Origin of the sequence: Leeuwenhoekiella nanhaiensis (genome assembly GCF_002744755.1) — a bacterium.
Classification (GTDB): Bacteria; Bacteroidota; Bacteroidia; order Flavobacteriales; family Flavobacteriaceae; genus Leeuwenhoekiella; species Leeuwenhoekiella nanhaiensis.
This window is the reverse complement of sequence record NZ_KZ319290.1, coordinates 392,970-406,319: the sequence shown is the minus strand read 5'-3', so window position 1 is coordinate 406,319 and position 13,350 is coordinate 392,970. Positions and strand designations below refer to the sequence as shown.

Genomic DNA, 13,350 nt, shown 5'->3' with positions numbered 1-13,350 from the left:
GTTAACTTCCTTCTTCCTGTTCTCTCCGGGTTTCAAAACCTCCTGCTAAAGCACGATAGAGGTTTATTCTAAATTCAATGAGTTGTTGTTCGGCCCTGATCTGATCGCGTTTGAGCTGCTGTTGCTCATCGAGTGCAAGCAAAACATCCAGGTAATCGCTTAGTCCGTTAAAAAACTCAAAGCGTATTTGTTTGTTGGTCTTTTCGGTGAGTTCCAGTTGACGCTCCAGGATTTCAAGTCGGTCTTTTTGCTTTTGTTCGTTAACCAGGGCATCTTCGACCTCGCGAAAAGCAACCAAAACGGTCTGACCATAATCATATACCGCGCTTTGCTTAAAGGCTTCAGCCTGATCGGCCTCGGCCTGTAACCGGCCACCGTAAAAAAGCGGTGCCACGAGATTTCCGGCTAGGCTGTACGCCCATTCCCGGAATAAATTGGTATAGGTATTAGAACGCACCTGCCCCGATAGTCTAAAGGACAAACGCGGGTACCTGTTGCTCAAAGCTGCCGCATATTCACGGTCGTTTGCTTTAACCCGTTCATAAGCGCTTTGCAGATCGGGACGGCGCCGGGTCAGTTCAAGAGGAAGCCCCGTCTCAGGTAATGGACTTAAATCAGGCAGCTCTTTAAATTCAAGAACATAATCATTTTGAGCAGGAATACCCATCAATACATCAAGCCGATTTTGTGCCAATGCCAGTTCACGCTCAAAGCTTACCGCCAGACCCCGGGTGGTTTCCAGCAGTTGTTCCTGCCTGAGAATATCAACCGCACGTATTTGTCCGCTACCAAAACGGTTGCGGATGAGCTTCATAATTTGTTCATTGATTTCTATTTGTTCCTTAATGAGATTAAGCTGTTTTGAAGCCGTAAGGACTGAAAAATAGGCGGAGCTCAATTCTGCCGAAAGACTCATCGCAGCCGTCTGATAGTCGTAATAACTCGCTTTTGCCCGATATACTTCTGCATCCTGCAGGGCATTCAACCTGCCCCATAAATCTACTTCATACGAAGCTGAAATACCTGCCTGAGTATTCTCACCACCTGCAAAATCGGGCTGCGGCCGGCTAATCCCGCTTTGTAAAGTAGCTTCTACCTGCGGCCACAGGTTAGACCCGGCAATGCGAACACCTGCCTTAGCCGCCTGAAATTGTTGCCATATCGATGCCAGATTTAGATTTTTGGTCAGAGCACTGTCCATAAGTCTGTTCAGTTGTTCGTCATCAAAAGACCTCCACCATTCTTCTGGTATCACATCCTGGCCGGTATAACTAAAAGATTGGGGCTCAGGAACCGGTGCTTCGACGGTTCCCAACTTCGACCCGCAGCCGGCAAGCATCAGAACACTCAGCAGCAAAAGAAACTTTAAACTTTGACGCATTAAAGGACATGACCTGGGCCTGGAAAAGATATAATCATTTTTCTTCTTCATTCAAGATTATCAGAAACTTAGCAATTTTCTTAAAGTTAAATATCCCGTTGCAGTCTCACAGGTGATTATCAATTCTTTAACATCGAAAAAGAAAAAAACCTCATTTTAAAAAAGCTTACAACCGCATTTCTTCGAGTAGTTTCTAGAATGCCTTACCTTTGTTTTACTGATACTACAACGTTATAATTAAAATGAAATTCATGAAATACCATCATTTACTGTATTTGATTTGTTCTGTATTTGCTTTACCGCTACACGCGCAGCAGATCAATTCACCCAATCAAAATTTTACTTTAGACTTTTCCGTTGAAGACGGAAAGCCCACCTACGCGCTTTCGTACAAAGGCAAAGTTCTGGTTAAGCCCAGTCATTTAGGCTTCGAGCTCAAAGATGCCGAAGATCTGACAGACGGCTTTAACCTTGAAAAATCTGAAACCGCCAGCTTTGACGAAACCTGGAAGCCCGTTTGGGGAGAAAGCAGCAGCATTCGCAACCACTACAACGAATTGCTCGTGATGCTGAAGCAGGAAGCTACCGATCGCATGATGCACATTCGTTTTCGATTATTCGACGATGGTCTGGGCTTTCGCTATGAGTTTCCGCAGCAGGATAACCTCATTTATTTTGTGATTCAAGACGAAAAAACCCAGTTTGCGATGAACGGCGATCATACCGCCTGGTGGATTCCCGGGGATTATGATACGCAGGAATTCAATTATACCAAAACCAAAATCTCGCAGATCAAAAATTCGGTTCAGGGCGCGCTCGAGCGCAACGGAGCCAATGCCTCGATGACACCGATATCTGATTCTACCGTACAGACCGCGCTGATGCTCAAAAGCGATGACGGGATGTACCTCAATCTGCATGAAGCCGCTTTGGTCGAATATTCAGCCATGCATCTGGATTTTGATACCGACGCCATGACTTTTGAAGCGCACCTTACCCCCGACGCTATCGGGAATATGGCGTATATGCAGGCGCCGCGCAATACGCCCTGGAGAACAATTATTGCCGGGGAAAAAGCCGGAGACATCCTGCTTTCTAACATGACGCTCAACCTCAACGAGCCTACAGCATTTGAAGATACCAGCTGGATCAAGCCCGTGAAATACATCGGGGTCTGGTGGGAGATGATTACCGGCAAAAGCAGCTGGGCCTATGGCGACGTACCCAGCGTACAACTGGGTGTAACCGATTTTGAAAACCTCAAACCCACCGGAAGACACGCAGCCAATACGGCTCACGTAAAAGAGTATATTGATTTTGCCGCAAAGCACGGCTTTGATCAGGTGCTGGTAGAAGGCTGGAATGTAGGCTGGGAAGACTGGTTTGATAAGTCTAAAGATTATGTGTTTGACTTTGTCACTCCGTATCCTGATTTTGACGTGGTGGAACTTCGGGAATATGCTAAAGATAAAGGCGTACGTATTATGATGCACCATGAGACCTCAGGGGCGATACGCAACTACGAGCGTCATATGGATACTGCCTATCAGTTTATGAAAGCAAACAACTACAACGCGGTGAAAAGTGGTTATGTAGGCGATATCATTCCACGTGGGGAATACCACTATGGTCAATGGGCCAACAACCATTATTTGTACGCCATTAACATGGCAAAAGACTATCAGGTGATGGTCAACGCGCACGAAGCGGTACGCCCTACCGGTCTGCGTCGCACCTACCCCAACCTGATTGGTAACGAGTCGGCTCGTGGTACCGAATACCAGGCCTTTGGCGGAAACAATCCCGATCATACCACCATACTTCCGTTTACCCGTCTTATTGGTGGACCTATGGATTATACGCCGGGTATTTTTGAGATGGACGTGAGCAAATACAACCCGGACAATAACTCTAAAGTGAATGCCACCATAGCCAATCAATTGGCTTTGTATGTGACTATGTACAGTCCGTTGCAAATGGCTGCCGATTTACCGGAAACTTATGACAAGTTTCTGGATGCCTTCCAGTTTATCAAAGATGTGGCTATAGATTGGGATGAAACTTTAGTTCTTGAAGCGGAACCGGGTGATTACATTACCTATGCCCGCAAAGCGAAAAATTCGCAGAACTGGTTTGTAGGGCGTACCAATGATGAAGAAAAACGCACCTCATCTATCGCGTTTGATTTTCTTTCGCCCAAAACCCAGTACATCGCCACCGTTTATGCCGATGCAGCAGACGCACATTACAAGACCAATCCACAGGCGTATACCATTACCCAATATGTGGTGACTTCAAAATCAAAACTGGAGCAAACTTGTGCTCCCGGAGGAGGTTATGCGATTAGTATCGTACCGGTTGAAAACAAATCAGAAACAAAAGGTTTGAAGAAATTGTAAAAATCCTTTTTCAGATTTAAAAGTGCAGTCCAAATTAATTTTTGGGCTGCTTTTTTTTTGGCGCAAAGGGAAACATAATAAACAGACCACAACGACCCTTTTTTACGCGTGCAGACTTTTTGATGCCTTAAGAGTTTTAGAAGTAGTAATTCAGGAATCGATTACATAAAATACAAACTCAAGAATCTATAGCAACTAACTGAAATACATCATTTTACTGTTTATTTTCAACCTATTAAAAAACTAAAAATTATTTTTATTTTTTTGTTGCGCGATTCGATATTTCGATTAGATTCGCACGCATTTTTAACGCAAAATAACCTTATACTATGAAACGCATTTTTTTAGCTGTTTTTGCTTTGAGTTTAATGATCACTGTTTCTTCTTGCAGAGAGTCTGCTGAAGAGAAAACAGAAGAAGTAATGGAGGAAACTTCTATGGAAGCTGCTCCTGTTGAAGCTCCTGTTGAAGTAGAAGTAGAAGAAGTTGAGGAAGTTGTAGTAGATACTACTGCTGCTCCTGAAGTTCAGTAATCCAGATACCTAAACGAAATAAGCCCCAAAGCTTAGAATCAAAACCCTGCCGAGTGCAGGGTTTTGTGTTTATGGGCACCAACAAAGGACTTCAGTACCCGAAGACTTTCGTTGAATTTGAACATTTTTTCTAAAGAATGCTTTTTATTCCTGCCCCGGGGTAGTTTACTTAAATCCCGTACTTAACCGCTACCGCATCTGCACAATTGATCCCATCAATGGCGGCAGACATAATTCCTCCCGCATAACCGGCTCCCTCTCCGCAGGGATACAGGCCTTTTATTTCAATATGCTGCAGCGTTTTCTCATCTCTGGGAATGGAAACCGGCGACGAGGTACGGCTCTCGGGCGCGTGCAATACCGCATCAGCTGATAAATACCCCGGCATCTTTTTGCCAAAAGCCACAAAGGCTTTCTTCAACCGTTTTGCGATTAAGGCCGGAAGCACTTCGTTTAAATCAGCACTTACAATCCCGGGCTGGTACGAGGTTTTGGGGAAGTCTTTCGACTTAACGCCCTTTACAAAATCGGTCATTCGCTGGGCCGGTACACGCTGGGTTTGTCCGCCGGCCATCCAGCAGGCACGCTCAACCGCTTTTTGAAAATTGAGGCTCACAAAAGGATCATCCGGTTTAAATCCCGGTAAATCTTTGGGCTCCACACTCACCACGATGCCTGAGTTTGCATAAGGATTATTGCGTTTGCTGGGACTCCAGCCATTGGTCACCACCTCATTCTGATCGGTAGCGCAGGGCGCGATGATTCCTCCGGGACACATACAAAACGAATACACTCCCATCCCGTCTACCTGCTCTACCAGGCTGTAGGAAGCGGGCGGCAGATAGGGATTATCGGTTTCCCCGTGGTATTGAATGTAGTTGATCACTTCTTGACGGTGTTCTGCCCGTACGCCAAGTGCAAAGGGTTTGGCTTCGATCTTTACCCCTTTTTCGTGCAGCAAATAAAAAATGTCCCGTGCCGAGTGCCCCGTCGCCAGAATTACTTCTTTAAAATCGTATTTGATTTTGTCGTTGATGACCAGTCCGGTGATCTGCTTGTTTTCAATCAATAAATCGGTAAGCTTGGAGTTGAAGTGTACCTCCCCTCCTGCCTCGCGAATGGCTTCCCGCATAGCCGTAATGAGTTTGGGCAATTTGTTGGTCCCGATATGCGGATGCGCGTCTACCAGAATATCTTCATCTGCACCAAAATGCACCAGCCACTCCATCGCCTTAAGCACATTGCCGCGCTTTTTAGAACGGGTGTACAATTTCCCGTCTGAATACGTACCGGCACCACCCTCTCCAAAACAGTAATTCGACTCCGGATTTACAATTTGCTCTTTATTGATTTTAGCCAGATCCCGCCTGCGTTCGCGCACATCCTTGCCGCGTTCAAACACAACCGGTTTTAAACCCGCCTCAATGGCTCTGAGTGCCGCATACAATCCGGCAGGGCCCGCACCTATGATGGCAATAGCGGGTGCCGGGCGTACATCCCGGGCTATAAACCGACTGAGCAGTGCCTTAGACTCTCCTTTTTTCCAGATCTCAACCTGCAACTGCAGCTTTACCGGACGATTACGGGCGTCTATGGAACGTTTGCGGATGCGCCAGTCTGCCACCTGCGAAAAGGGAATATTGGCTTTTTGCAGCGCCTGCTTGATAATATACTCGTTATTTTCAAGCAACTCGGGCCTGATGGTAATGGCAACTAATGTACTCATAGCGCAAATATAGGGAGTAGCAATCTTTAAAATACTACTAAATCTTGCTTATAGAATCGTTAAAGCAGATTGCAGAGATGCCAGAATTAGGCATTTTCGTTAGAACAACCTAATCTTAACACCTATGCGTATTCTTTGTCTTTGCTTTTTGCTAATAACTTCGGGCGTTTTTGCTCAGGAAACCGAATCTCCCTATGAACTCAGCTGGGGTAAAGATGCGACCTGGCTGGGATTGGGACTGGCCGGTACCACAGCGGGTTTTCTTATCATTCAAAATAAAGACCGAATCGATGAAGAGACGATTATGAATCTCGATGAAGATAACATTCCGTTTTTTGACCGCTGGAATGCCGGAAATTACAACGAGGACCTCAGCAAAATAAGTGATGTACCCTTTTACACTTCATTTGCAATCCCGCTGGCGATGCTGTTTACCAAAGATCAAAGCAATCACACCGGGCAGATCAGCGTGATGTATCTGGAATCCCTGTCGACCACGGCAGCCCTATTCACGCTATCAGCCGGACTCACCGACCGTCTGCGTCCGCGTACCTATAACGAAGGTATTCCGCTAGATCAGCGGACTGAATCTACCAATACCCGCAGTTTTTACTCGGGTCACGTTGCGGCTTCGGCGACTGCAACCTTTTTTGCTGCTAAAGTATGGACCGATTTTAATCCCGATATGAAAAACAAATGGCTGGTTTGGACGGGTGCTGCCCTAATCCCTGCAACGGTGGGAACCCTGCGTATGGAGGCCGGAAACCATTTCTTTAGCGACGTTCTGCTGGGTTATGCTCTGGGAGCCGCAAGTGGTATTTTAGTCCCTGAACTGCATAAGAAAAAGTATGAGAACCTTTCGTTTAGTCCTATAATGGGTGATGATTATCAGGGGGTTTATTTGAGTTACCGGTTTTAAATACCTCCTCCCGAATTCTTCTCCTGCCTAAGATGTCAGCTTTATTCTGATTTGAATATGGATTCGAGTGATTTTGAGAGCAAGAACCTAGTAAAAGTTATCGAGAAGTGTCACTTCGAGTGCCAGACGAGGTGAGACCGAGACTGGTGTATCGAGAAGCCCGGTAAGCAAGAAACATACTAACTAAGAAGACTTCTCGATACATCTAAAGCTACGCTATTGCTTTGCTTTAGCCACTCGAAGTGACATAAAAAAAGGCTTCAGTAGATTACTGAAGCCTTTTTAGTTTATTCAAAATTGGAATTTACTCGTAGCTAAAAGTAGCCTTTTTCAAGTCCATAGAGTTGGTACCTATCATCACTTCAAAATCCCCGGGTTCGGTTTCCCAGATGTTGTTTGCACTGTAAAATTCGAGTGTTTTAGGCGTGATTACAAAAGTTACCGTTTTGCTTTCGCCCGGCTCCAATTCGATCTGTTTAAAATCGCGCAGTTCTTTTATAGGTCTGGTTTTGCTGGCGAAAAGATCGCGTATATACAACTGTACCGTTTCTTTACCTGCAACAGCGCCCGTATTGGTCACACTTACCGAAGCGGTCAGCGTACCTTCTGCATTTAAGGTTTCAGCCCCCAGACTAATGTCGCTGTATTCAAAGGTGGTATAGCTTAAGCCAAAACCAAAGGGAAACAACGCCTCAATAGACGAGTCTTCATAACCCGAATAGAATATCAAATCGCTGCTGGGGCGACCGGTGTTTTTACGGTTGTAATACAAAGGCTCCTGCCCTACATTACGCGGAAACGAAACCGGAAGCTTGCCAGAAGGATTGTAATCGCCAAACAACACATCGGCAATGGCATTACCGGCACGAGAACCCAGGAACCAGGTTTCTAAAATTGCTGGTACCTGTTCGTTAGGCTTCGACAAATCAAGCGGACGCCCGTTCATCAGTACCAAAACAATGTTTTCATTAACCGCGTGCACGGCGTCAAGCAATTCCTGCTGTACTCCGGCTAAAGTAATATCGGTATAACTGCGCGCTTCGCCGGTCTGGTAGGCATCTTCACCCAATACCATCACAACAACTTCCGATTTTGCTGCTGCGGCAACCGCATCGGCAAAACCTGTTGTGTCGGTTTGATTGAGTTTTAATGGCTGAATGAATGCACGCTCGCCGATAGCTAAATCAGCCCCTTTGGCATAATTGATTTCAACAGCATCTCCCAACTTATTCTGAATACCTTCTAAAACCGAAACGGCTGAATTAGGCACAGCCTGCGCTCTCCAGTTGCCCAATGGCGAATCTTTATCTGCCGCCAGCGGACCAATTACCGCAATGCTTTTTAAAGAGGTTTTGAGCGGAAGTGCATTATTTTCGTTCTTTAACAACACAATAGACTTGCGCGCGATGTCTTCAGAAGCTTCCAGGTGCGCTTCGGTATAAACATTTTGAGCCTCGCGAGTCTCATCGCTGTATTTATACGGATCTTCAAAAAGGCCAAGGTCAAATTTCACCCTCAGGATGCGGCGTACTGCATCGTCTAAAAGCGCTTCGTCAATGCTTCCGTTTTCCACTAAAGGAACCAAAGATTCCTCATAGACCAAACCTTCCATATCCATATCGCTTCCGCCTTTAACAGCGAGCTCACCGGCCTGCATTTTATCTTTTGCATAGCCATGATTGATCATCTCTACAATAGAACCCCAGTCTGAAACCACAAAACCTTTGTAATCCCAGTCTTTCTTAAGCACTTCGCGCTGCAAATACACACTTGCTGTCGCAGGAGTACCGTCAATTTCGTTAAAGCTGTTCATAAAGGTGGCTACGCCGGCTTCGGCAGCTGCCTTAAACGGCAACAGGATTGAGTTTTGCAATTCGGAAACACCCACGTTTACCGTGTTGTAATCCCTTCCGCCTTCACCATAGCCATAGCCTGCAAAATGCTTGGCACAGGCTGCAATACTGAAGACATCAGATAGATTAGTACCCTGAAAACCTTTTATACGGGCAACGCCTATGACGCTGTTTAAGTATGGGTCTTCCCCGCCGCCTTCCATAATACGACCCCAGCGGGCATCACGGGAAACGTCTACCATAGGTGCAAACGTCCAGTGCACTCCGGAAGCTGCAGTTTCCACAGCCGCAATACGCGCTCCGTTTTCAATAGCTTCGAGATCCCAGCTTGCGCTTTCGCCCAGTGGAACAGGAAACATGGTTTTATACCCGTGAATCACGTCATAACCAAAAATCAACGGAATCTTAAGGCGGCTGTACTTCATTACATTTTCCTGAGCCTCGCGGGTACCGGCAGCGGTCAAAACATTGAGCATAGAACCTACCTCACCGTCGCGCAGCTTTTGCAATTTGGTATTCCCATCAATCTCTGAGGGGGCTCCGGTCAGATCAAAACTCCCGTTGTATTGCACCATTTGACCCATTTTTTCCTTGAGGGTCATCAGGCTGATAATCGAATCGATTTTACGCTCGGTTACGGGATCGAGATCGTTAACTCCCTTTTGTGCTGAGGCAAGCTGTGTGGCAAAAGCCAAAACCATAAGGGATAGCAGCGCTTTTGTCGTATTCATAGTTTTAAAATTTAGGTATTAAAAGGAGCTGATCTGTGCATTTGATCAGCTCCTGAATGGATTGATTGCTTTTTACGTTTTCTAATTTGTAACGGTCACGGAAACATTATCTACGTTAGCAGAAACACTACATCCCGCATCTCCACCACAAACCGACTCGATGAGCAGAGAAAGTCCTTCACTAACATTGGTTCCTGCAGGAATCGTATAGGTCGCTGTAAAGGTTGTCCAGGTATCCGTTAGGGCGGGCCTTGGATCAAAAACCTGTGTAAATGAAGCCCCATCAGCAGTTTCACCAAATAAAATCACATTAAATACAGCCCCCGGTTGAGTTACGGAACCTATATGATCAAATTTTACCTCAACAACATCTCCTGCCTGAACGACGCCGGCACCAAACCGCTCCCGTTTTATAGCGGGGTTACTAGGGCCATTAGTACTAATCTTAGCAGATGCCGAACTTCCATTACCTAGGGAGTTATCCAAAATAGAGCTGCCTCCATTTTGGAAAAACAGCCATCCGGCTTCTCCTTCTTCAAAACCACCATTGGTGATAAAGTTATCGGAAGTACCACCGCCACCGCCAGTTCCTCCACCGGTACCGCCGCCGGTGTCGTTGCGAGTAAGGGATACATTGTCAATATTTACAAGGCCTACCGCACCTCCGTTATCAAAAAGCACACGGCTGTTGGCATCACCAAAACCATTTGCTGTTAGCGTTAAGGTATACGTTGTACGCTCTGAAGTTATTGCTACATTTTCTGATGTATTGGCAAAATCGCCGTCACTCAAACCGATACCTGCGATTATAGAGCGATCGCGATCAGACCAGGCGTCAAAAGTGAGCGTATAAGTCGCGTCCGGAACAATGGTTAACTTCTGGCTTAGGTTTACTAAAAACGCATCGCCCGCAGTTTCAACATTAACCGAATAAAAGGTATTTCCATTTTCGGTAGTAGTGGGTGCAGGATCAGTTCCTACTCCAACCGTCCAGGGGCTGGCTCCGTCTTCAAAATCACCATTTATAAGCAATCCTGAATCGAAATCACTTCCGCCACCTCCGCCGGTGCCTCCGGCAGCTTCCAATCTGAGATCATCCAGGTAATAAGTACCGTCTGTAGTTATCGCAGCGTCAGCCTGATTGTTATCGGGCTTAATGACCAATTGATTGTATGCCGTTGGCGCACCCGGTAAATTGGTGAACGTAAACTGAACTTCTGTCCAGGTATTTGCTTCCGGAATGGTTACAAATACGGGAGCAGGATTACCTGTTACCGGAACGGTCTGAGGATCAACCGCAAGCTCAAATCTAAAGACCACATTCGCTTTAGTGGAATACACTTTAAGTTTGAAGGTATTGGTCGTCGTTAAATCAAAATTAGGATTGAACGTGTTTTGAATACCTGCAAAGAAACTTGAACCGGCAGGCTTGTCAACACGCAGTACATAATCTGAAGTATTTATACCTGTTTTGCTTGGGTTATCAGCAAGACCCGATGTGATACCGTCTCCAAAATTATTGGAAGCCAGGAAGGTTTCACAACCCTCAAAATTTAAAGGAAGCGTTGTTGCGGCTATCGGCGTATCGTCACAGCCACCTGCACCGGTTCCTCCGGTATTGCTGTCGCTTCCGTCACCTCCTACTACAAGGGAAATATTATCCAGAACCACAACACCGGTATCTGCACCCATATCAAAAAGTACGCGGCTGTTTGCACCGCCAAAATCGGCCGCACTCAATTGGAGGGTAAAGGTTTGGGTTTCTGTAGTCAGATTAATTTGTGGAGCCGTGTTGGTAAAAGGCGCTTCGTTAAGACCAATACCGGCAAGAATTGTTCTAGCCCGATCTGAGGAAGCATTAAACGTCAGAATATAATTGGTTCCCTGAGTGATTTCAACAACCTGACTCAAATTCACATTAAAAGTTTCCCCTGCAGTTTCTACGTTTACGAAATTATAGGTATTACCTCCTTCTGTTACGGCGTTGGCACCATTACCTATCCAGGGTTGAATACCTGCCTCAAAATCACCATTTACCAGCAAGCCTGAATCAAATGGTGGTACCGGAGTTTCAATCTGTGCGATATCATCTACGTAAAAAGTCGCTGCGGTATTGCCGGGGCCATCTGCAAAGAGGGTCACTCGAGAATAACTTGCTGCAGAATTAAAGTCAAACTGAAGACTTTCCCAGCCACCACCGGTATGGTTTACACTCACCTCAACATCTGCACCGGTACCCTGTTCTAATTTTAACAAAACGGGAATCGCTGTTTCAGACCAGAAATTCATGGTGATGGTTTTTTCTGTGGTCAGATCTACCGCCATACCTACATCAAAAGTGATTCCTTCAAACTGGTTACCCGCGTTTACGATTTCCCCTACCTGAGAAGCTTTATCATTAGATCCCGAAACATCAGGATTGGATACAATTTGAAAAGTAGTACCGTTAAAGGTATTTACCACGTAATTCACATTAGGATCGTCAAAAGTCACCGGAAGATTCATGGGTAATGGAATATTGATCACTACAGTATCTGTGAAACTATCTGAACCACCCGCAGCGTTTTTAGCCGTCAGGGTTACTTCATACGTACCTGTTCCAAAAGCCCGCATGGGGTTGATCTCTTTAGAAGTACGCCCGTCGCCAAAATCCCAGCTGTACATCGTAGCTTCTTCTGAGGTATTGAAAAAGGTAACTGCCCCGGTATCTTCATCAAGGGTATAGGTAAATCCTGCCGTAACTTCCGGCAATTCTGCATCATCTTCTTCGCAGGATACGAAAGCGACAAGGCTTAGCACTACTGCCAATACTCCGGCAAATTTTATGTTTTGTATAATTTTTCTCATCTGACTGTAATTTTGTTGCCCACAGGTAATGCTTTTCTTATTACCCCGCTGACAATGGTTTTTAAATGCCCATTATGGGCTTTCATAATACTGGTTTTAAAAGTTTCGTTGTCCATTGCTTTCGTATACGCGTACGTAATCAACAAGCATGGTTTGTGGGAATACGGTTTCTGCATTGGGTGAGCCTACAAAGCTTCCACCCACGGCGAGGTTAAGAATGATGTAAAAATCGTGATTGAAGACCCATTCGCCGGGAACATCTTCTGGAGTGATCTGATTATAGAGTACGTCATCTACATAAAAGTTGATGTATTCAGGTCCCCATTCAATACCAAATATGTGAAAACCGGTATCAAAACGGTCGCCCTGCAATTCGTAACGCTTGGAAATGGATTGCCCGGCTGAATAGCCCGGCCCATGAACGGTACCTAAGACTACGGTAGGTTCCTGCCCACGGTATTCCATAATGTCTATTTCGCCTATCTGTGGCCAAATTTCACCTGGAATGTCAGAACCCAGAAGCCAGAATGCTGGCCAGATTCCCTGCCCATAAGGCAGTTTAATTCGCGCTTCATAACGGCCATAGGTGTTTTCAAATTTACCTTTGGTCAGCAAACGAGCGGAGGTGTACCCTGAACCCTGAAAATTCTCTTTCCGGGCGGTAATAAGCAGGTAGCCGTTTTGCACGCTTACATTCTCACTGCGACTGGTGTAATACTGAAGTTCGTTGTTACCCCAGCCGTTTTCACCGGTTCCAATATCGTAGTTCCAGATGGAAGCGTCTGGCGCGCCATCCTGATCAAAGTTATCTTCGAGTACCAAATCTTCAAAAACAGCCACTGTTTGCTCTTCACTGGTGTCACAAGCCGCAAAAGCAAATACAACAGCGAGCAGGGCAAGTTTCGATTTGGAAACCCGAAGCATCGGTATAAATCGTTTTTTATCTTTCATAATCCTATTT

8 protein-coding genes are annotated in these 13,350 nt (G+C 45.7%); 3 read left to right on the top strand and 5 right to left on the bottom strand.

The genetic code is table 11. The features are described 5' to 3' along the window. Nucleotide 1: 1 nt before the first annotated feature. Complete coding sequence (locus CJ305_RS10625; RefSeq protein WP_223248857.1) at nt 2–1,381, bottom strand: TolC family protein; 1,380 nt, start codon at nt 1,379–1,381, stop codon at nt 2–4. A gap of 242 nt (nt 1,382–1,623) precedes the next feature. Here CJ305_RS10625 and CJ305_RS10620 point away from each other — a divergent pair, with 242 nt between their 5' ends. Next, nucleotides 1,624–3,780 carry a glycoside hydrolase family 97 protein gene (locus tag CJ305_RS10620; RefSeq protein WP_189319426.1) on the top strand — a complete coding sequence of 719 codons (2,157 nt, stop codon included), beginning with the start codon at nt 1,624–1,626 and terminating at the stop codon, nt 3,778–3,780. A gap of 329 nt (nt 3,781–4,109) precedes the next feature. Next, nucleotides 4,110–4,313, top strand: coding sequence for a hypothetical protein (locus tag CJ305_RS10615; protein ID WP_099646232.1), 204 nt, complete (start codon nt 4,110–4,112; stop codon nt 4,311–4,313). A gap of 169 nt (nt 4,314–4,482) precedes the next feature. Here CJ305_RS10615 and CJ305_RS10610 read toward each other — a convergent pair whose 3' ends face one another. After that, entirely contained in the window at nt 4,483–6,039 is a 1,557-nt protein-coding gene (locus CJ305_RS10610; protein ID WP_099646231.1) for an NAD(P)/FAD-dependent oxidoreductase, read from the bottom strand. Between the two features lie 124 nt (nt 6,040–6,163). On the opposite strand from CJ305_RS10610, the gene CJ305_RS10605 reads away from it, so the two are divergent. Continuing rightward, nucleotides 6,164–6,958 (top strand): phosphatase PAP2 family protein, encoded by a 795-nt coding sequence (locus CJ305_RS10605; RefSeq protein ID WP_099646230.1) that lies wholly within the window; start codon nt 6,164–6,166, stop codon nt 6,956–6,958. Nucleotides 6,959–7,262: 304 nt separating this feature from the next. Here the strand turns inward: CJ305_RS10605 and bglX are convergent, their stop codons facing one another. The 3 genes from bglX to CJ305_RS10590 form a co-directional block, all read right to left on the bottom strand. Next, the gene (gene bglX / locus CJ305_RS10600) at nt 7,263–9,542 is read right to left on the bottom strand and encodes a beta-glucosidase BglX (protein ID WP_223248855.1); all 2,280 of its coding nucleotides are present in this window, start codon (nt 9,540–9,542) and stop codon (nt 7,263–7,265) included. A gap of 81 nt (nt 9,543–9,623) precedes the next feature. Next, nucleotides 9,624–12,389, bottom strand: a complete 2,766-nt coding sequence (locus CJ305_RS10595; protein WP_099646229.1) for a carbohydrate binding domain-containing protein — start codon at nt 12,387–12,389, stop codon at nt 9,624–9,626. A 96-nt stretch (nt 12,390–12,485) separates the two neighbouring features. Further along, nucleotides 12,486–13,340 (bottom strand): glycoside hydrolase family 16 protein, encoded by an 855-nt coding sequence (locus tag CJ305_RS10590; RefSeq protein ID WP_099646228.1) that lies wholly within the window; start codon nt 13,338–13,340, stop codon nt 12,486–12,488. Nucleotides 13,341–13,350: the final 10 nt, after the last annotated feature.